Here is a 21356-nt window from a genome sequence, read left to right as displayed (position 1 = left end):
GTTCTCTCCTGTTCAATATTGACTACTTCGTTATTTATTTCCTGCCCTAGCGCTTTATCATTTATCATGTGCTCTATAGCAAAAAGAATCAGGAGCACACCGCTCAATGGCAATGCTATGTAAACTATGCCCATATTGACTTGCATTGAAGGTGAATTCTGATTTAGGTGAACCGCTAACAAAGCCAATTTACTGCCACCATAGACCAATACTGATGCGGCAAACGCAATCGTTATTAGCTGAACTATTTTTGCAAGTATTGAAGCAATTGCAGGCGCTAATGATTTAACAACAATATCCACCCCCAAATGCATTTTATGCCGATAGGCATGTGCACTGCCTAACAGCCCTATCCATATAAGTAAAAACCTAGCTAACTCTTCAGTAAAAGAGCTTGGGTTAGCGAGTAAAAAACGTGTCATTACTTGCCATGAGACATCAATTAAGAGCAAGGCCATAAGCACAATGAGTGTTTTATGCAATATATTGTCAAGTACAGATACCATTTTGTTGTAAGCCACTAGTTATTCTCCTGCGCTGAATTATCGGCACTGTTAATACGCTCAATCAACTTACCGATATCGCTGCCTTCGTATTGCGAACGCAGTGATTGTGTCTTTTCTACAAAGCTCGACTTATCTGCTTGCATGACTTTCACACCCGCTTTTTTCACTTCTGCTAGTGCAAGTTGCGTTGCTTCTTCCCATAGTTGTCTTTGTTTAGTTACAGAGTCAGCTGCGGCCATACTCAACCAAGCCTGTTCTTGCTGAGAAAGTTGATCCCAAACACGTGTACTAAATACCAGAACATCAGGAATCGATGTATGCTCATCTAACAAGTAATAGCGCGCGACTTCGTAATGTTTTGATAAAAAGAAGCTTGGAGGGTTATTCTCGGCGCCGTCAACTACCCCCTGTTGCAAAGCGGTATATAATTCACCCCAAGACACCGGTGTTGCAGAACCGCCCATAGTGTTAACCATATTGACCGCAGATTGACTGTTCATCACTCTGATTTTCATGCCGGATAAATCGTCAGGGCTGGTAACGGCTTTGTCGGTGGTGTAAAAACTACGACTGCCAGCATCATAATAACCAAGCCCTCTGAAATAATACGGCACGCCAGCTTCTAAGAGCTCTTTGCCGATATCACCAAGTAGCACATCCCACAAATGATCTGACGACGAAAATAAATAAGGGACACTAAATACTTTCATTTCAGGCACAAAAGCCTCGAGCGAGCTTGCCGAAACTTTGGTCATTGGTAAGCTTCCAATCTGCAGTAGTTCAAGTGTTTCACGCTCAGAACCAAGCTGGCCGGATGCATAAATGAGCAAAGACATTTTACCACCAGAATGAAACTCCAAGCGCTCTTGCATATACTCCATTGCGATATGTACCGGATGATTAATGTCTAGTGCATGCGCGATACGTAGTACTTTTGTGTCGTCACCTTGCTTTGCGCATGCAAACAATACCAGTGTCATAAAAAACACTAGAAAATTGCGTAGGCAAGGTTTGAAATTATTATTTTTTGTCATAATGCACTCTTTGAAGCGATAGCATGAAAGGGCTTGTTACTGGTAAAAACATCTACTGCACCGTACCTTATTACTGCTTCATACTTTGGTAAGGCCAACCTTCAAAATTTACAGTATGTTAACAAACTAATCAATAATATCGTCGTTAGTTAAAACCCATGTTGGGAGGATCTCAATACGCTACTTGATATCTTCCAAGGTTAAATGGTCCATGTCGTCAAACTCTTGGTTCTCGCCGCCCATAGCCCAAATGAAGGTATAATTGCTAGAGCCTACACCACTGTGAATTGACCAGCTTGGCGATGCAATTGCAGTTTCAGGAGGCATCACAACTGCTCGGACATTACTTGGTTCGCCCATAAAATGAAAAACGCGTTCTTGTTGTGGCATGTCAAAATACATATACACTTCGGTACGCCGAGCATGAGTATGGGGAGGTTTCGTATTCCACACATTGCCCGCATCAATTTCGGTTATTCCCATAACCAATTGACAAGAGCTAAGGGTTAAAGGACATAATGATTGATAGATTTTACGTTTGTTAGATTGAGTTTGCTCCCCAAGGGAGAGAATATTGGCATCTTGTTGTTTAACAAGCTTAGTCGTATATGAAGTATGTGCAGGGTAACTCACAAAATAAAACTTTGCCGGATTAGCACCGTCAAGGCTTGCAAAGCTTACCTCTTTGGCCCCTTTCGCAATGTAAAGGCTGTCTTTATTTGCCATTTCAAAGCTTTCGTCGTCAACCTTAACCACTCCTTCAGCGCCGATATTTATGACCCCCACTTCGCGACGCTCACAAAAATAAGCGGCTGCGAGTTCTTTGTGAGTAGGTAAATCAATACTAGGACCCGTTGGCATAACACCACCTACAATAGCGCGGTCAACATCGGTGTAGGTTAATGTAATCTCGTTTTCAACAAAGAGCTTGGGGATCACAAAGCCTTCTTCTAATTCAGCGTTGGTCATTCGTTTATAGCTATTTTTGTCGGGTGTTAATAAAAACTTCATAAATTATGATTCCTAGTAATATAAGTTGCGCCGTCAAGATTTCATTGGCTTTCTAAATTAATAATCACAAGCAAATTAGCGCAATTAAGAAAGCTAACTTGTATGACAACATATAAGTTATGATAGAATGCCTCATCATGCAAATTTTTAATTAAAAAAAGTAAAGGCAAGATGCATGTTATGGCTTTGTTATAAATTTGTCATAGACAAGTGATGATGGGATAGTTACTATAATAAAATTGGTAATGCCACATTACCAAACATTGGACTTGTAGAATCTTCTATTTTGATATGTTTGAGCAAACATATGGTTTTAGACATTAATAAAGACCACCAAACAATTTAGAGATAACCGAACGCGCAAATCGCTAGCGATTTAAACATAATGATTAATAAATAAAGAGAGCGTTAGAATGAACAATTTTATTCAAGACATGTTTACCCTTAACGGACAAATTGCTTTAGTAACCGGTGCAAGTAGAGGACTAGGCCAAGCTATTGCAGTTTCACTCGCTAAAGCTGGCGCAACAGTTGTATTAACAGCAACATCGCAACAAAATTTAGCTAAAACAGTTAAATTAATCGAAGAAATAGGCGGGCAAGCACTTGCATTAGCTTGCGATCAGAGTGATGGTAAAAACATTGAACGCGTCTTTTCAGAAGTAAAAGAAAAGTATGGCCGTATCGATATCTTGGTGAATAATGCAGGAACTATCCGCAGAGCACCTGCGCATTTAACCACCGATGAAGACTGGAATGCGGTTGTTGACACTAATCTAAATGGTGTTTTCCAGTTTTGCCGTGCGGCGGGCACGATGATGCTTGAGCAAGGTAGCGGCAAAATCATTAATATTGCCTCATTGCTTACTTTTTCTGGCGGTATCACCGTCCCAGCCTATGCCGCTAGCAAAGGTGCTGTTGGCCAATTAACTAAAGCACTGGCAAATGAGTGGGCCGCAAGCAACATACAGGTTAATGCTATCGCTCCTGGTTACTTTGCGACCGACAATACCCAGCAATTACAAGACGATCCAGAGCGAAACGCGAGTATCACCGCGCGAATTCCTGCGGGGAAATGGGGACAACCTGATGATTTAGTTGGTGCTGCGATATTTTTATCTAGCAAAGCCTCAGATTATGTTAACGGACATATATTGTTGGTCGACGGTGGTTGGATGGCACGGTAATGCTTTTAGGCATTATTGTAATTTTCTTCTCCCCAGTGTTTATTGGCTGTTAGGATTAACTTTATGAAAGTATTACCTAATATCGCATTACATGCTTTTTTTACGCCCCAAAAATGGATTGGCGCAGCCTTCGCCGTATTTTGCATCCAGTTAAGTTGTTTTACCCTTGCCTCTGCGTCTACACCACATACAAGCGCAATTACCTTACCTTTTAACCAAGACTGGCAATATCTGCAAGAAAATCATGCAAAAGCAAGTGACGCACTAAAGAGTGATGCGTGGGTAGGCATTCATATTCCCCACACTTGGAACGCCACCGATACCGTAGACTCAGCACCAGGTTATCGACGAAGTGCCAGTTGGTATAAAAAACCTCTGGCGTCACCGAAAAACATAGACAACATGACAACAAAAATATACTTCGAAGGCGCGAATTACGAGACCGAAGTATATGTCAACGGCAATATGGTCGGTGAACACATAGGTGGCTATATAGGTTTTGAATTTGATATTTCAAAATACATGAAAAATAAGGGTGACAATGAAATCTTGGTCAGAGTATCTAATCGCTTTAACCCTAACCTTATCCCGTCTCAAAAATCTGATTTCTTTCTTTATGGTGGTATCACTCGCGACGTATGGATAAAACATTTACCCAAAGATCATATTTCTTACGTTGCCGTTAGCACACCTAAAGTTAGTGAAACTAGCGCTTTAACTAGTATCAAAGCTGATATTATTAGTGAACATAGTGGCACCGAATATACAATTGTTGCCTCACTTATTTCGCCTAGTGATGAAAAAATACACCAGAGTAAAAAAACGCTTTCTTTGCGTTCAGGGAGTAATACTGTTGAATTAGATTTGCCTGAGCTTGATTCACCAATGTTGTGGTCAACAGACACACCCAATTTATACAAAGTGCGCGTAGATATGTTGCAAGACGACAGGTTAGTGCATACGCAAACTGAAAATATTGGCTATAGATGGTTTGAAATGAAACCTCACCAAGGATTCTTTCTTAACGGGAAACCATTCTTAATCCGCGGCACCCATCGCCACGAAGAACATGCTGGTGTAGGAGCGGCATTATCAAACGAGCAACACCGCAAAGATATGCAGATGATAAAAGACATGGGTGCAAACTTTGTACGCCTAGGACACTACCCACAAGATCCAGAAGTCTATAAGGCCGCTAATGAACTTGGACTACTAATATGGGACGAACTACCTTGGTGCAGAGGTGGTAAAGGCGGTGAAGAATGGGAACGTAACACTGAGCACCAACTAAGTGCGATGGTAAAACAAAACTATAATCATCCAAGCATTATATTTTGGTCATTGGGTAATGAAATATATTGGGAGGAAGATTTTCCTGGTGGTGGCGAGACTGCACTCATCAATCCCTACTTACAAAAGCTTCAAGATATGACAAAAGAGATGGACCCATATCGCCTTACCAGTATTCGTAAGTATTATCCAGGTGCTGATATTGTAGATTCATTCTCTCCCTCTATTTGGGCCGGCTGGTATGGTGGGTCTTATAATCAGTACGAAGAAGCTCTGACAAAAGCCATGCAAAAATACCCTGCCTTTTTGCATATGGAATATGGTGGTTCAAGCCACGTCGGGCGTCATACCGAAACGCCTATCACTGCGCAAGGCTTAGTAGACGCCCAAGTATCAGTTGAAGAAGCTGTCAACCAAGCGATTGTAAAAAGTGTCGCTAAAGATACCGACTGGAATGAAAATTACATTGTTGATTTGTTCGATTGGCACTTAAACGTTTCTGAAAACCTTGCCGGATTTGCTGGCAATGCACAGTGGGCATTTAAGGACTTTGGCACGCCCTTGCGTCCCTCAAATCCACTGCCCTATATGAACCAAAAAGGCTTGGTTGATAGAGCTGGTAATTTTAAGGATGCGTATTGGGTATTTGCTAGCTATTGGAAAAAAGACCCTTTTTGTAAGATAGAGTCTGAAACTTGGACACATCGAAATGGCCCTAAAGAAGGTCGTGATGTAACGGTTTACTGCAACACCCAAAGTGCCGAACTTTTCCATAATGGCGAGTCTTTAGGTAAAAAAGACAAACAAAAAGGTGTAGTGCCTGCTGGTGGCTTGGTTTGGAAAGTCGCCTTCAATAATGGCGAAAACGATTTAAAAGTCATTGGTTTTAATGACGAAGATCGAGTGGCCGAAGACGAACATACGGTCACTTATTTGATTGGTAAGCACGGCAAGTATGACCGTATTGGACTAACGGCAGAGCATATTGAAGGTAATCGCTGGTTAATAAAGGCAGAAGCCCTCGATAAAAATGGCAACAGAGTGTTGGACTATCAAGAACGAGCGCACTTTTTTAATATTGGTGACGAAGGTCGCTTACTTGAAAACTACGGTACACCAAGTAAAAGTAGCATTATAGAAATGGGGAGTGGCTACGCCGAAATAGAGTATGAGTCGAACGGTAAACCAAGCACGATAGAATTTAGAACGCAAAATATCAAAGGAGTTTACGTTCAAATCAACCCTTAACCCTAAATCACAGTTGGCAATGGAAACATGTCAGCTGTTCTGTAACTATGCTAAACCCAAAACAAGTTTTTAATAAAACAGGATGCAAGCATGCCTATTTCATCTAGTAAAAAATCAGTTGCGAGTCTCAAATCGACACGTATTTTGTTCGCTTTGTCATCCGTTTTATGTGCTAGTGTTCTTAGTTTATTGACAATAACGGCACACTCACAAACATTTGAAACACCGAATATACTTAGCGACAAAGCGCTACAAAAAACAACCTACCTACCTGACTATTCTTATGCTGGCTATCATCATGGAGAAAAGCAACCTAGCAGTATAGGACATAAGCTTATTGATGTTAGCAAGTATGGCATCATTGCAAACGACGGCTTAGACGACAGTCAAGCACTAATCAAGTTACTCGATGAGCTTCGTGATGATACTACACCTGTTGTTCTGCAATTTAACGAAGGTCGATACATTATCAGTTCAATTATATATTTTGATCGCAATAACCTGATCATTCGGGGCGCTGGCAGCGGCAAAACGGGTACTGAATTTTATTTTCCACGTCCTTTGATGTACGAAAAAGCACCTGAGTTGAACGAACTAAATGAATATTTAGTTGAACTCAATAAAATTCAAAAGGAGAAAAAGAATAATATTTATATTCCTTATACTGAATGGTCATGGTCAGGGGGCTTCTTTTGGACGAGAATTGAAGGTGTACGTGTGAAAAAATACCTTGATAGGTACGATACACCTATAGCTTCCCTTGCAAAACCGTTAAAAGGCACACAAGGGCAAAAGTCTTTGGTAGTAAATGATTCTAGCAAACTTAACATTGGCGATATTATAGAACTGCAATGGTATAATGGCACCGGTGATATCAATGACCAAATTTTAAAAGATCTTTACGCTCAAAAAGTGACTAACATTGGTTCTCACCACTGGAAGAATACAAACCTTGCGATCGCTCGACAACAGACTGAAATAGTAAAAATTAATGGTAAAAATGTTACGTTACGATCGCCACTTCTGCATGACATCACAAAAGATCATAAAGTAAACTTAGCATCTTGGGAGCATTTAAGTGAGATTGGATTTGAACATTTCAGCATGAATTTTGCCTTTGCTAAGCGAATAGCACATCATTTAGAACAGGGCTTCAACGGGATTTATTTAACTCGCCTGTATAATGGATGGGTTGACGATGTAAGAGTCACTAACGCTGACAGTGGCATACTATTAGAAGAAGCGGCAAACCTTAGCATTAAGAATGTGACCACAGACGGTGACAAACTTGCCCACTATTCTGTGCAAATGGGGGTGTTCACAACGTGTTAAGTGAAAACCTCCATGTGAAGAACCATGTTGTACATCCCTTATCTTTTAATACTTTTGCGACTAAAAGTGTTTATGTAAATGCTATTGTCGACCAACACTCGGTCCTCGACCAACATAGCGGTGCTAATCAGCAAAATCTTTTCGATGCCATTAAAGTGAATGTTACGTTAAACAGCGATCGTACTTATGCTCTTTTTGCGGGAGGTGGTGCACGCTATTGGAAGCCATCTCACGCTGCATTTAATAGTATTTGGAACATGCAAATATATTTTCAGAATGGCCATGATAGTAATGAGCCAGTCATTTTAAACGGAATGAAAGATGGACCTTTAGCCAGAATAATCGGTGTTAGTGCAAACCTACCGATAAAAATAGAATATGGCCCAGATCCTTATATAGAAGGTGAAAATATTTATTACAGAAATATACCCTCACTTTACTATTATCAACTTGAAAAGCGTTTAAACAATCTCTCACCCGAGTGACTGTCTCAACTTAGCGCATGAGCAAGTAGGATTTCCTTGCTCTTGCTAGATCTCATTTTTGCATCATTAAAATAAGCTTTTGCACAATCGGTACACATTCTTCACATGAGCGTGATAATTTCGTTATAACTCTTTTTTATTATTAAGCCATCGGTAAACCGTTACCTTGTAACGATTTTCGCGATAGTAACCAAAATTCTAATACTAAAATTGTAGGGATAAATACTGTGAAACTAATAAAACGTAGTTATAAAAACTTAGCTATCGCGTCTATCGCGCTTTTTTCAATGGCACAAAACGTACAAGCAACTGAAATTGAAATTGAAGTGAGTAACTTGTTTGCTGAAGGAGGCTTGAGCCTTACTCCTGTATGGACCGGCTTCCATGATGGCACATTCAATACTTTTGACCTTGGTGCTACGGCTTCAAGTGCAGTGCAGGCTTTGGCTGAAGGCGGTGATATGTCGGGTATAAGAGCCCAATTCGCAATGGAGTCTACTGGCGTGGATGGCGCTGTTTTTGGACCAGCAGGTTTTGCAGGTGCACCGGTTATTGAACCTGGAGAAGTAACATCTGCATTTTTTAATATAAACAACGTAGATAGTGGCTATTTTAGTTTTTTATCAATGTTAATCCCTACAAACGATGCCTTTATTGGCAATGCGATGCCCGACCAATACTCTCTTTTTGATATGATGGGTAACTTTGTTGGTTTAGATATTCTGGTATTGGGTTCACAGGTTTGGGATGCAGGAACAGAAGCAAACATCGGCTACGACTCTCCGTTTTTGATTGGTGCGGGTGCACAAGGTCGTCAAGCTGAAAATAGCGTTATTAGTGTTCATCAAGGACTTCAGGTGCTGGCAGGCGGTTTGAGTATAGTTGGTGGCCAAACTCCTGCAGGAACCACTATAGACGCCTTGGCAGCGGATTTCACTGCTAGTGGATTTAATGTCGCGCGAATTCGTATAACGGAAGTATCTGCTCCCACATTTGGCATTTTTGCGACTTTTATTGGTGGTTTTATTCTATTGAGAAGAAAATTAGCTTAGCTAATTTTCACTGCGACAAAAGCGAGCTTATGCTCGCTTTTGTCAAATAAGCCTAACACTTGCGATCTGTTTATCTTAGTTTATGAGTATTATATTTATATAACATTAACTATGAGCAACTTATGACACCTGAATCACTGCACGCATTAAAAATTGCATTTACATATATGCCTAAAGCTATAGAAGTCAATAAATATGAGTATGGAGATAATTATCAAGACGTGTTGGACCATATAAACTATGTGCGTGAAACCTTAATTGAACACGATGTAGACCCCGATGAGGTGGCAGGTGAGATTAATCCATCATCAACCCCTAACTCATATTATTAACTAGCGCTTATTTGAAGGTTCGCCGTTAGTATGGCTTAGCCAATTATCTTTGAGTCTTTCAAGTGCTTTGTAATAGGAGCTAGGATTAACGCCGCAAGTAAGTTTAACGGCATGAGCCAATGCTTCAATGCTAGATAGTTGGTAACTCTTGTTTGAGCTTCTAATATCATATTGTTGCTTTGGCGGATTATCAAAATGGACACAATTAAATTGCTTCAGTACTTGGTATTTTCGCCACATTCCGTAAACTTGCTTCCAAGTACCATCTAATAAGATCATCGTTGAGATTTTATTTAGCTTAGTGTTTATCGTTTCCAAGGCGTGGCTAGTTTGCGTAGGATAAAGTACTACCGTTGTTGCTGGATCTAATTGATTTATCCGCTTTATTAAGTATTCTTCATTCGAAGTGCTTATAACTTCGATAGAAGGCGTAACCAACACAGCTAGCTTGATTGTGCTTTTAGCGTGTTTAGCTTCATTCTTATGCTGAATCACAAGTATTTCAATAGGTAGGTCTATATTCTCGATTGCATCACAAACACAAGTGCTAGTTGGATAATGACAATTGTTACAATATTTTCGCTTAGCCATAAGTCCTCAACACCCTTTAGTGATTTCGTTTATTTTACGCAACCTTAGCGTCATCGTCGAGAAGCACCCTACATTAATCCCATTCTTACTCGCGTCATTGCAGCCCCCCACCAGCGTCGTCATCGCATACGACACCGTCATCACCGCCCCCACTCCCGTCATCTCCGCCCCCACTCCCGTCATCTCCGCCCCCACTCCCGTCATCTCCGCCCCCACTCCCGTCATCTCCGCCTCCACTCCCGTCATCTCCGCCCTCACTCCCGTCATCTCCGCCTCCACTCCCGTCATCTCCGCCTCCACTCCCGTCATCTTCGCGCAGGCGAAGATCTCCCCAACAGCGTAACCGTAGCCCAAACCCCGTCTACTGCCAAGTGATTTAGCATCGCATAATGTTCTCTTTGATAATTCATAGAGGACACCATGCGAAGAAAACGCCAAACCAAAAAAGAATGGAAAGCCACGTTAGAAGCCCAAAAAGCCAGTGGCTTAACAGCACCCGAATATTGCGCCAAGCATAAGATCCACCTGCAAACGTTTTACGCCAGAAAAAGCGATATTCTAAAACCGTCGTCCAAACCCAATCCTAAGGCATGGGTAAAAGTGACCAAAGATAAGTCGCTGTCGACAGCGACATCGCCTCAACTCACGTTACAATATCAAGGCGTCGTGATTAACGTGCTGCATTCACCGGAGCCAAGTTGGTTAACAGAAGTCGTTAAAGGCCTCGCTTCATGAAGATGTTTGTCGAGCCTAACGATATTTATTTGCACACCGGCTTCGTGGATTTCCGCAAAAGCATCAATGGCCTATTAGTGATCATCGAATGTGAGCTTGAGTTGTCACCATTTGATGATGCGATGTTTATCTTTTGCAATAAAAAACAAGACAAACTCAAAATCGTCTATTGGGATAAAACGGGCTTTGCCATGTGGTACAAAGTGCTGCAAAAAAATCGGTTTAAGTGGCCTAAATTAAACGACATGAGTCACCTCAGGTTAAGCGAACAACAGCTCACTTGGCTGCTAGGAGGCTATGATGTAATTGGGCACAGCACGCTTCATTACACATCCATGGGCTTATAACTTAGGATCATAAAAACAATTTATTGATCACGATTTAATCTACATAAAATCCGTTATTTAGGAGAGCATTGAGGTAAAATATAGGGCATGAAAAAAGCCCCGAACACACTGCCTACTGACGTCGCTGCCTTGCAAGAGATGGTACTTAAGTTGCGTGAGCAAAACCAAGCATTAAATGCGAAGAACCAGCGTTTAACTGAGATGTTTCGCTTAGCGCAGCAAAAACGCTTTGGCAAAAGCAGTGATACTTTCCCTGGGCAAGGTGAGCTATTTAACGAAGCAGAAGAGATTGTTGAGCAAGCGGACGAAGCTGGGGCCGATAACAGCGAAACAATCACCTATACTCGCCGTAAAAAACGAGCTGAGAAGATAGCCGATGACATCCCTCGTGAGCGCGTTATTCATGATATCGCTGATGAAGATAAGTTCTGCGACTGCTGTGAGCATCCGCTGCATCAAATTGGTGAAGACACCAATGAAAAAATCGAGTTTATCCCTGCCCAAATCAAAGTGATTGTGAATGTAAGACCGAAATACGCTTGTAAAGCGTGCGAGCAACAAGGCACTCACAATCGCATTAAACAAGCCCCTGTACCGCCAAGTATTATTCCTAAAGGCTATGCCACACCCAGCTTAATATCGCAAATCATTACCAGTAAATATCAATATGGCTTACCGCTTTATCGGTTAGAAAGTATGTTTGCCCAATATGGCATTGAGCTGTGCCGGCAAACCATGTCAAAGTGGATGATAAAAAGTGGCAATATCTTCGAAATCTTATACGACATGATGCGGCGAATATTATTGGAGCAACCGGTTATCTTTAGTGATGACACCACTGTCAAAGTCGTGGGCGATAATAAGGCAAAATCTTACATGTGGCTATATGGCTGCGGGGCGGACTCGCCTGCCGGTAAAATAGTGGATAGCGATATTCCCAATATTGTGCTGTTTGATTACAACAGTGGTCGAGGCGGCCAAGTAATAGTGGACTACTTAGACGGTTACAATGGCTACATGCATGCTGACGGCTACCCTGGTTATCATAAAACACAAGCGACCATTATCGGCTGCTGGGCACATGCTAGACGCAAGTTCACTGACGCGCAAAAAGCAATGGGCAAAAACAAAAGTGGCAAAATCAATTGGGCGATTAACCACATTAAAAAGCTATACCGCGTGGAGACGCTCATCAAAGATAAAACCATCGATGAGCGCTATCACATTCGCCAAGAGCAAAGCCTGCCATTGCTTGATGAGTTTAAAGCATGGCTCATTCAATCTAAAAGCCAAGTGTTAGGGCAAACGGATTTAAGCGACGCCATTCAATATTGTTTAAATCAATGGGAAAAGCTTGAGCGCTATACGCTTGATGGACGCCTCAGCATCGACAATAATCGCGCCGAGCGCTCAATAAAACCCTTCGTGAATGGCAGAAAAGCTTGGCTGTTCTCACAAACTGCAAACGGTGCAAAAGCGAGCGCTATACTCTATTCCATCGTAGAGAGCGCCAAAGCCAATGGGCTTGTGCCTTACGATTACATCACCCATTTACTCGAAGCCTTTACATGTCCTGAGCCTGACATCGAGCAATTACTGCCTTGGAATGTTAAGTTAGGTGACGGTCTTTAGGCGACGGTTACCCAACAGCCTAGCAAACCCCATAGATGTTTGGCTTTTGCCGTGTAATGTTGGGGGTTCCTGCCTGCGCAGGAATGACGTTTCTTCGTTGAATGTGCGGGGTTTTGTGTTGAATACGAGGGTATTTGCGTTGAAAATGAGGTTTTGCACAAACTGCAGGCGTAAAAAAACCCGCTAGCGTTTGCTATGCGGGTTTTTCTAATTGGGAGTCTGGCGATGTGCTACTCTCACATGGGGAAACCCCACACTACCATCGCCGCTAATACGTTTCACTTCTGAGTTCGAGATGGGATCAGGTGGTACCGTATCGCTATTGTCGCCAGACAAAAAAGCGCGAAGCGCCCTCAACTTGATTGAGGGGCTCCGACTTAGCACGCCGTTATCAAAACAACGCGCTTTCATTTGAAAAAGCTGTTACGACACTTCATATTTACGACGAAGTACCGTCGTTCCCGCGAAGGCGGGAACCTCCTCAACAGTGAGGAATATAAAAAAGTAATGGGATAGATGTTTGACACTCCGCGGTTGCCCAAGGAGGTTCCTGCCTGCGCAGGAATGACGACTTGTTATCGTCACCATGTGCTTAACATCTACTATTTTAGTAAGTAAGAGACGCTACTCTATTTCACATCTTGATTAGTCACTTGTCACAACAACACATTAGCTACCGATGATGTCCTACCGTTCCCATGGAACATGCACACATCGGTTGCGCAAGATATTGATTCACAAAAGCAGTGAATAAATATTTGCACTTGATAAGGTGTTGTATGATTAAGCCTTACGGGCAATTAGTACAGGTTAGCTTAACGCATTACTACGCTTCCACACCCTGCCTATCAACGTTGTAGTCTACAACAACCCTTCAAAGCGATTAAATCGCTAGGGATGACTCATCTTTGGGCTCGCTTCCCGCTTAGATGCTTTCAGCGGTTATCGATTCCGAACGTAGCTACCGGGCAATGCAATTGGCATCACAACCCGAACACCAGCGGTTCGTCCACTCCGGTCCTCTCGTACTAGGAGCAGCTCCCATCAATCATCCAACGCCCACACCAGATAGGGACCGAACTGTCTCACGACGTTCTAAACCCAGCTCGCGTACCACTTTAAATGGCGAACAGCCATACCCTTGGGACCGACTTCAGCCCCAGGATGTGATGAGCCGACATCGAGGTGCCAAACACCGCCGTCGATATGAACTCTTGGGCGGTATCAGCCTGTTATCCCCGGAGTACCTTTTATCCGTTGAGCGATGGCCCTTCCATACAGAACCACCGGATCACTATGACCTACTTTCGTACCTGCTCGACGTGTCTGTCTCGCAGTTAAGCTGGCTTATGCCATTGCACTAACCTCCTGATGTCCGACCAGGATTAGCCAACCTTCGTGCTCCTCCGTTACACTTTGGGAGGAGACCGCCCCAGTCAAACTACCCACCAGACACTGTCCACAATCCCGATAAGGGACCCGTGTTAGAACATCAAACGTACAAGGGTGGTATTTCAAGGTTGACTCCACGTCATCTAGCGACAACGTTTCATAGTCTCCCACCTATCCTACACATGTAGGGTCAATGTTCAGTGCCAAGCTGTAGTAAAGGTTCACGGGGTCTTTCCGTCTAGGTGCGGGTACACAGCATCTTCACTGCAATTTCAATTTCACTGAGTCTCGGGTGGAGACAGCGAGGCCATGGTTACACCATTCGTGCAGGTCGGAACTTACCCGACAAGGAATTTCGCTACCTTAGGACCGTTATAGTTACGGCCGCCGTTTACCGGGGCTTCGATCAAGAGCTTCGACAACACAAGTGCTATCTAACCCCATCAATTAACCTTCCGGCACCGGGCAGGTGTCACACCGTATACGTCATCTTTCGATTTAGCACAGTGCTGTGTTTTTAATAAACAGTCCCAGCCTCCTGGTCACTGCGGCCCCCATTCGCTTAGAGCGTAAAGCTCATCACAAACAGGGGCGTACCTTCTCCCGAAGTTACGGTACTATTTTGCCGAGTTCCTTCACCCGAGTTCTCTCAAGCGCCTTAGTATTCTCTACCTGACCACCTGTGTCGGTTTGGGGTACGGTTCATATAGCAATACGCTTAGAAGATTTTCCTGGAAGCAGGGCATCAACAACTTCGCGACCGTAGTCACTCGTCTCGTGTCTCAGGTTTAATGTTTGACCGGATTTGCCTAATCAAACGCCCTACGCACTTTCACATGGACAACCAACGCCATGCTTGCCTAGCCTTCTCCGTCTCTCCTTCACTCACTATATAAGTACAGAAATATTAATCTGTTTCCCATCGACTACGCATTTCTGCCTCGCCTTAGGGGCCGACTTACCCTGCCCTGATTAGCATGGGACAGGAAACCTTGGTCTTCCGGCGTGGGGGTTTTTCACCCCCATTATCGTTACTCATGTCAGCATTCGCACTTGTGATATGTCCAGCAAGCCTTACAGCTCACCTTCATCCACTTACACAACGCTCCCCTACCACTTGTCCTAAGACAAATCCGCAGCTTCGGTATATTGCTTAGCCCCGTTACATCTTCCGCGCAGGCCGACTCGACTAGTGAGCTATTACGCTTTCTTTAAAGGGTGGCTGCTTCTAAGCCAACCTCCTAGCTGTCTTAGCCTTCCCACATCGTTTCCCACTTAGCAATATTTTGGGACCTTAGCTGGCGGTCTGGGTTGTTTCCCTCTTCACGACGGACGTTAGCACCCGCCGTGTGTCTCCCGGATAGCACTCATCGGTATTCGGAGTTTGCAAAGGGTTGGTAAGTCGGGATGACCCCCTAGCCTTAACAGTGCTCTACCCCCAATGGTGTTCGTCCGAGGCTCTACCTAAATAGATTTCGGGGAGAACCAGCTATCTCCCGGTTTGATTGGCCTTTCACCCCCAGCCACAAGTCATCTCCTGATTTTTCAACATCAGTGAGTTCGGTCCTCCAGTTGATGTTACTCAACCTTCAACCTGCCCATGGCTAGATCACCGGGTTTCGGGTCTATACCTAGCAACTAAACGCGCAGTTAACACTCGCTTTCGCTACGACTCCCCTATACGGTTAATCTTGCTACTAAATATAAGTCGCTGACCCATTATACAAAAGGTACGCAGTCACACCACGAAGGTGCTCCCACTGCTTGTACGTATACGGTTTCAGGTTCTATTTCACTCCCCTCACAGGGGTTCTTTTCGCCTTTCCCTCACGGTACTGGTTCACTATCGGTCAGTTAGGAGTATTTAGCCTTGGAGGATGGTCCCCCCATCTTCAATCAGGATAACACGTGTCCCGACCTACTTAATATGACCAATATGATGCTTCACATACGGGACTATCACCCTGTATCGTTGTGCTTCCCAACACATTCTGCTACATCATACTGATTCGGCTGCTCCCCGTTCGCTCGCCGCTACTAGGGGAATCTCGTTTGATTTCTCTTCCTAAGGGTACTTAGATGTTTCAGTTCCCCTCGTTTGCTTCGTTAAGCTATGAATTCACTTAACGATAGGTCCTAAGACCTGGGTTTTCCCATTCGGAAATCGTTGGGTATAACGCGTTTTGTCAGCTTCCCAACGCTTATCGCAGACTTACACGTCCTTCATCGCCTCTAACTGCCTAGGCATCCACCGTATACGCTTAGTCACTTAATCATACAACCCTTATAAAGCGCTTTTTACCACAAGCACTTGCTTACGCAAGTGGGCGCCATAACTGTCTTAACCGCAGGGGAACCCTGCTGAACAGTTATTCGCTCGCTAAAGTGGAGAATGCGTTCACATTATCTTCTTTATTAAGCTCGCCGTATCATGGAAATCGTGTTTATTTAACGCTTCGCTTTTGTAATTCAAAGCGCGTTAAATCGTATGGTGACAAGTTTTGCTAATCGTTCGTGCAAATTTTCATTCACCGCTTGTGTGAATGGAAATCTTGCGCAATGAGGGCATACAATACTCTGTGAGCATTCTATGTCTTCTTTGCACTTGCACGAATTTACATTTTGTCAGATAGAGTAGCTCTTGAGAAAATCGTTTCGTATGTCACACTTTCATGTACATACAAGCAATTTTCATCACTTCTCTTACTTTTAAATATAGATTACTTTTTTTATCAGCTTTTCCAAATTGTTAAAGAGCTAAAATGGGGTCAGTGTTAATTACACTTCGCCATTCTATTCACAAAATCGACGTCAATAAGTAACACTGACCCCTTTTTTGCTTTTGAGAGTTTAAAAAACCCTAATGAATAATCTCTCGTTTTTACAAACATGACCTTATTCATTAAGGTTTACTTACCATACCAAATATACGCTACCAAACTGGTAGGCTTGGGCAGACTTGAACTGCCGACCTCACCCTTATCAGGGGTGCGCTCTAACCAGCTGAGCTACAAGCCTGCTGTTCGTCTGTAGTAGATGGTGGAGCTAAGCAGGATCGAACTGCTGACCTCCTGCGTGCAAGGCAGGCGCTCTCCCAGCTGAGCTATAGCCCCGTCTTGTCTATCAATTACTCGATAACAAACCGGTAAGGTATGGTTTCTCTTCTTTTCTTAGTAGCAAAATAATCTGTGTAAGCACTCAGTCAAAAACATCGTTGACTTTTGGTAAGGAGGTGATCCAACCCCAGGTTCCCCTAGGGTTACCTTGTTACGACTTCACCCCAGTCATGAATCACAAAGTGGTAACCGTCCTCCCGAAGGTTAGACTAGCTACTTCTTTTGCAACCCACTCCCATGGTGTGACGGGCGGTGTGTACAAGGCCCGGGAACGTATTCACCGTAGTATGCTGACCTACGATTACTAGCGATTCCGACTTCATGGAGTCGAGTTGCAGACTCCAATCCGGACTACGACGAGCTTTAAGGGGTCCGCTTACCCTCGCAGGTTCGCTTCCCTTTGTACTCGCCATTGTAGCACGTGTGTAGCCCTACTCGTAAGGGCCATGATGACTTGACGTCGTCCCCACCTTCCTCCGGTTTGTCACCGGCAGTCTCCTTAAAGTGCCCAACTGAATGCTGGCAACTAAGGACAAGGGTTGCGCTCGTTGCGGGACTTAACCCAACATCTCACGACACGAGCTGACGACAGCCATGCAGCACCTGTATCAGTGTTCCCGAAGGCACCAATCCATCTCTGGAAAGTTCACTGTATGTCAAGAGTAGGTAAGGTTCTTCGCGTTGCATCGAATTAAACCACATGCTCCACCGCTTGTGCGGGCCCCCGTCAATTCATTTGAGTTTTAACCTTGCGGCCGTACTCCCCAGGCGGTCTATTTATCGCGTTAGCTTCGCTACTCACGGATTAAATCCACAAACAGCTAATAGACAGCGTTTACGGTGTGGACTACCAGGGTATCTAATCCTGTTCGCTACCCACACTTTCGCACATGAGTGTCAGTCTTTGGCCAGAGAGTCGCCTTCGCCACTGATGTTCCTCCAGATATCTACGCATTTCACCGCTACACCTGGAATTCCACTCCCCTCTCCAAGACTCTAGTCATTCAGTTCCAAAAGGCCTTCCCACGTTGAGCGCGGGGCTTTCACTTCTGGCTTAAATGACCACCTGCGTGCGCTTTACGCCCAGTAATTCCGATTAACGCTTGCACCCTCCGTATTACCGCGGCTGCTGGCACGGAGTTAGCCGGTGCTTCTTCTGTTGTTAACGTCACAGTATATGGGTATTAACCACACACCTTTCCTCACAACTGAAAGTGCTTTACAACCCGAAGGCCTTCTTCACACACGCGGCATGGCTGCATCAGGGTTTCCCCATTGTGCAATATTCCCCACTGCTGCCTCCCGTAGGAGTCTGGGCCGTGTCTCAGTCCCAGTGTGGCTGATCTTCCTCTCAGAACAGCTAGAGATCGTCGCCTTGGTGAGCCTTTACCTCACCAACTAGCTAATCTCGCTTAGGTTCCTCCTTTGGCGGGAGCCGAAGCCCCCTTTTACCCGTAGGTAATATGCGGTATTAGCCATCGTTTCCAATGGTTATCCCCCTCCAAAGGGCAGATCCCTAAGTATTACTCACCCGTCCGCCACTCGTCATCTTCTAGCAAGCTAGAAATGTTACCGTTCGACTTGCATGTGTTAGGCCTGCCGCCAGCGTTCAATCTGAGCCATGATCAAACTCTTCAATTAAATACTGAAATTACAAATAAATTTTTGTCGCAGACACTCTTGACGAGTGCCTACACAGATTGTCTTGCTACTAATTGTTAAAGAACATTGTTAGCCTGACGGCTAACTCGCTGTGAGGTGGACTATGCCTCTCCTCAAGCGGGATGCGAATACTACGTCACTCGCAAATTTTGTCAACACTTTTTGTAAACTTTTTTGCAAATAATTTTGCAAGTCATTTTACGAAAACGTCATCGCAATGACGCATAAATATTGACACTTCAAATACGTTTGTTAGCCTTTGTAATCAAAGCCTAACGATGTGTCCTTGAAGCGAGCGCGCATTCTACATAATAAAATCAGGGGGTCAACCAAAAATTGCTAAAAATTGCATTTATTTAGGTTTAACGCTTATTTTTTAGCCTGAGCGTCGTTTTCGTCACTCATATCGCTTTGTTTTTTACTTTCTTCGTCATTCGTCTTTAAGAAATCAGCGTCTTCTTCGGCCTCACCAACCACATCTTCTAAGGTTACCTTATCAACTGTTCTAAAAGTATTTATTGGCCCAGCAATAGAATAGAGGATAAACACAATAAATAATACTAATGAAGGAGCTGTCGCGACAATAATGAAGATAAGCATTATTAGTAATAAAGCTACGAATGGTACTTTTCCATGCCAATTTAACTCTTTAAACGAATTATATTTAAAATTACTTACCATTAATAAGCCAGACAATCCCGTTACAATTGCTACTATGATCCCATAATCATGACCGCTAATGTCATAATCCATACTCACCCAAACCATGCCTGAAACCACTGCAGCCGCTGCTGGGCTTGCTAAGCCTTGAAAATAGCTTTTATCAGCGGTGCCCACCTGTGTATTGAACCTTGCCAAGCGCAGCGCAGCACACGCTACATATATAAATGCAGCAAGCCATCCAAACTTCCCTAATTCACTCAAACCAAAATTATATGCCACTAATGCTGGTGCGACACCAAAGGACAGCATATCGGCCATTGAGTCATATTCGGCACCAAAGTCAGACTGAGTATTTGTAATTCTGGCGACTCGCCCGTCTAAGCCATCAAATATCATGGCAATGAAGATCGCTATCGCTGCGTTTTCAAACTGGCCATTCATTGACATAACAACCGCGTAAAACCCAGAGAAAAGTCCCGCCGTGGTTAACAGATTAGGTAATAAGTAAATACCACGAGGTTTAGATTTTGTTTCGCTCATAATGACTCCATAAATAGTTGATCGTAGTATATCAAATTTGTTACATACTTATACATACCTTTTACTTTGTATACTTTTCAGAAAATTGGCTCACAGTAAAATCGAATATATGTTGTCGTGTTCAGTATTTATTCAGCTTTGTGTCAGCTTCTTTTACACCAAGGCGTTTTATTGAAAAGGAATAAGTTTATTTCTAGCGCTATATCAGCAGCTTAGGACAAGTGGCTTAAATTTTGCAGCGTTGCCATCAATAGATCGTACATTTGGCGTTAACAATCAAAATTATTATGCGCTAAATGCTTAACAAATAAAATTTCGGGTATTACGAATTATGATCAAGAAGTTAATTTTCGCGTCAATGATAGCTGCAGCATCAATGTCGTCATTCGCTGGTGGGCAAGTATGGGATTTTTCTGGCTCAATGGGCATCAATAATACCAACTTTGGGCATGTACAAACTGTCACAAACAGTAATGGTATTAATGTGCAAATTAGCGCTTGGTCTTCTACCGGTGATGGTTGCGGTACCGTTTACGGAAAAAACAACGATGATGTCGATTCTTGCATCGAATCTGCGAAACTAAAAAGCTGGTCATCAGGCTTGGGCGTTTCGAATCGAGACGAGGACCATACAAATAATGAACCTAACCATGCTATTGATAACACAAATGATAACAACAGCAGGAACCATGATATTGATAACGATATGGTGCTTCTTACTTTCGATCATGCCGTGAAAATTACAGGCTTTGGTGTTGGCTGGGTTTGGGATGATTTCGATTCATCAGTTCTTGCCTATACAGACACAACTCAATTTACTGGCTTTGCTAGCGATAGTAACTGGAGTGATATACTCCACCAAGGTTGGGACTTAGTTGACCAATATGGTGTTGGGTCATCATCTCCTAGAGACTTTTCGGTACACGATGCAGATGTTTATTCAAAACATTGGCTAGTTGGTGCGTTTAGCAAAGCGTTTAGCCCAACAACAAATTGGACTGATGATAACGATGCCTTCAAACTTAGTGGTTTAAACGTGGTTGTTAAGCCAAAAGATCCTGATACCAATCCAGTAAGTGCACCAGCGTCGGCAGGTATGTTGTTGACCATGCTAGCATTTATGGCTTATCGAAGAAAAAGCTAAGCGCTATTTCGAAAAAAAGAAAAGAGCTGATATAATCAGCTTTTTTTGTCCACAATT

At 43.4% G+C, this 21356-nt stretch carries 14 protein-coding genes, 2 tRNA genes, 3 rRNA genes and 1 pseudogene; 10 read left to right on the top strand and 10 right to left on the bottom strand.

What is annotated here, in order from left to right; genetic code table 11:
- Positions 1-71 precede the first annotated feature (71 nt).
- The 3 genes and pseudogenes from AC0L6H_RS11990 to kduI form a co-directional block, all read right to left on the bottom strand.
- A pseudogene (locus AC0L6H_RS11990) lies at positions 72-458 on the bottom strand (TRAP transporter small permease); the annotation flags it as partial.
- 62 nt (positions 459-520) lie between these two features.
- Positions 521-1540, bottom strand: coding sequence for a TRAP transporter substrate-binding protein (locus tag AC0L6H_RS11985; RefSeq protein WP_473389205.1), 1020 nt, complete (start codon positions 1538-1540; stop codon positions 521-523).
- Between the two features lie 180 nt (positions 1541-1720).
- Complete coding sequence (kduI, locus tag AC0L6H_RS11980; protein WP_473389203.1) at positions 1721-2551, bottom strand: 5-dehydro-4-deoxy-D-glucuronate isomerase; 831 nt, start codon at positions 2549-2551, stop codon at positions 1721-1723.
- Positions 2552-2964: 413 nt separating this feature from the next.
- Here kduI and AC0L6H_RS11975 point away from each other — a divergent pair, with 413 nt between their 5' ends.
- The 6 genes from AC0L6H_RS11975 to AC0L6H_RS11950 all read left to right on the top strand — a co-directional run bounded on the left by AC0L6H_RS11975 (position 2965) and on the right by AC0L6H_RS11950 (position 9477).
- Positions 2965-3738 (top strand): glucose 1-dehydrogenase, encoded by a 774-nt coding sequence (locus AC0L6H_RS11975; RefSeq protein ID WP_473389202.1) that lies wholly within the window; start codon positions 2965-2967, stop codon positions 3736-3738.
- Positions 3739-3801: 63 nt separating this feature from the next.
- Entirely contained in the window at positions 3802-6276 is a 2475-nt protein-coding gene (locus AC0L6H_RS11970) for a glycoside hydrolase family 2 protein (RefSeq protein WP_473389201.1), read from the top strand.
- A gap of 90 nt (positions 6277-6366) precedes the next feature.
- Positions 6367-7608 carry a hypothetical protein gene (locus AC0L6H_RS11965; RefSeq protein ID WP_473389199.1) on the top strand — a complete coding sequence of 414 codons (1242 nt, stop codon included), beginning with the start codon at positions 6367-6369 and terminating at the stop codon, positions 7606-7608.
- A 14-nt stretch (positions 7609-7622) separates the two neighbouring features.
- Positions 7623-8093 (top strand): hypothetical protein, encoded by a 471-nt coding sequence (locus AC0L6H_RS11960; protein WP_473389198.1) that lies wholly within the window; start codon positions 7623-7625, stop codon positions 8091-8093.
- A 227-nt stretch (positions 8094-8320) separates the two neighbouring features.
- Complete coding sequence (locus tag AC0L6H_RS11955) at positions 8321-9145, top strand: spondin domain-containing protein (RefSeq protein WP_473389196.1); 825 nt, start codon at positions 8321-8323, stop codon at positions 9143-9145.
- 122 nt (positions 9146-9267) lie between these two features.
- Positions 9268-9477 (top strand): penicillin-binding protein, encoded by a 210-nt coding sequence (locus AC0L6H_RS11950; protein WP_473389195.1) that lies wholly within the window; start codon positions 9268-9270, stop codon positions 9475-9477.
- On the opposite strand, the gene AC0L6H_RS11945 is transcribed toward AC0L6H_RS11950, so the two are convergent.
- The gene (locus tag AC0L6H_RS11945) at positions 9478-10068 is read right to left on the bottom strand and encodes a DTW domain-containing protein (protein ID WP_473389194.1); all 591 of its coding nucleotides are present in this window, start codon (positions 10066-10068) and stop codon (positions 9478-9480) included.
- 420 nt (positions 10069-10488) lie between these two features.
- On the opposite strand from AC0L6H_RS11945, the gene tnpA reads away from it, so the two are divergent.
- The 3 genes from tnpA (at position 10489) to tnpC (ending at position 12782) form a co-directional block, all read left to right on the top strand.
- Positions 10489-10803 (top strand): IS66 family insertion sequence element accessory protein TnpA, encoded by a 315-nt coding sequence (gene tnpA, locus AC0L6H_RS11940; RefSeq protein ID WP_473389192.1) that lies wholly within the window; start codon positions 10489-10491, stop codon positions 10801-10803.
- On the top strand, positions 10800-11150 hold the full coding sequence (tnpB, locus tag AC0L6H_RS11935; RefSeq protein ID WP_473389191.1) for an IS66 family insertion sequence element accessory protein TnpB: 351 nt from the start codon (positions 10800-10802) through the stop codon (positions 11148-11150). Before tnpA ends, tnpB begins: the two co-directional genes overlap by 4 nt.
- Before the next feature lie 87 nt (positions 11151-11237).
- Positions 11238-12782 carry an IS66 family transposase gene (gene tnpC / locus AC0L6H_RS11930; protein ID WP_473389190.1) on the top strand — a complete coding sequence of 515 codons (1545 nt, stop codon included), beginning with the start codon at positions 11238-11240 and terminating at the stop codon, positions 12780-12782.
- Positions 12783-12999: 217 nt separating this feature from the next.
- On the opposite strand, the gene rrf is transcribed toward tnpC, so the two are convergent.
- The 6 genes from rrf to pssA all read right to left on the bottom strand — a co-directional run bounded on the left by rrf (position 13000) and on the right by pssA (position 20155).
- Positions 13000-13115, bottom strand: a 5S ribosomal RNA gene (gene rrf, locus AC0L6H_RS11925).
- A 446-nt stretch (positions 13116-13561) separates the two neighbouring features.
- Positions 13562-16449, bottom strand: a 23S ribosomal RNA gene (locus AC0L6H_RS11920).
- A gap of 666 nt (positions 16450-17115) precedes the next feature.
- Positions 17116-17192, bottom strand: a tRNA-Ile gene (locus AC0L6H_RS11915).
- 19 nt (positions 17193-17211) lie between these two features.
- A tRNA-Ala gene (locus AC0L6H_RS11910) sits at positions 17212-17287 on the bottom strand.
- Positions 17288-17399: 112 nt separating this feature from the next.
- Positions 17400-18931: ribosomal RNA gene (locus AC0L6H_RS11905) — 16S ribosomal RNA — on the bottom strand.
- Together the 16S, 23S and 5S rRNA genes with 2 tRNA genes alongside form the textbook arrangement of a ribosomal RNA operon.
- Before the next feature lie 390 nt (positions 18932-19321).
- Positions 19322-20155, bottom strand: a complete 834-nt coding sequence (gene pssA, locus AC0L6H_RS11900) for a CDP-diacylglycerol--serine O-phosphatidyltransferase (RefSeq protein ID WP_473389188.1) — start codon at positions 20153-20155, stop codon at positions 19322-19324.
- Between the two features lie 331 nt (positions 20156-20486).
- On the opposite strand from pssA, the gene xdp1 reads away from it, so the two are divergent.
- Positions 20487-21299: an exosortase-dependent surface protein XDP1 gene (xdp1, locus tag AC0L6H_RS11895; protein WP_473389187.1), complete on the top strand. Its 813-nt coding sequence runs from the start codon at positions 20487-20489 to the stop codon at positions 21297-21299.
- Positions 21300-21356 lie beyond the last annotated feature (57 nt).

It is taken from the genome of Glaciecola sp. G7-5, from assembly GCF_055808975.1.
This window is presented reverse-complemented; position numbering and strand designations above follow the sequence as displayed.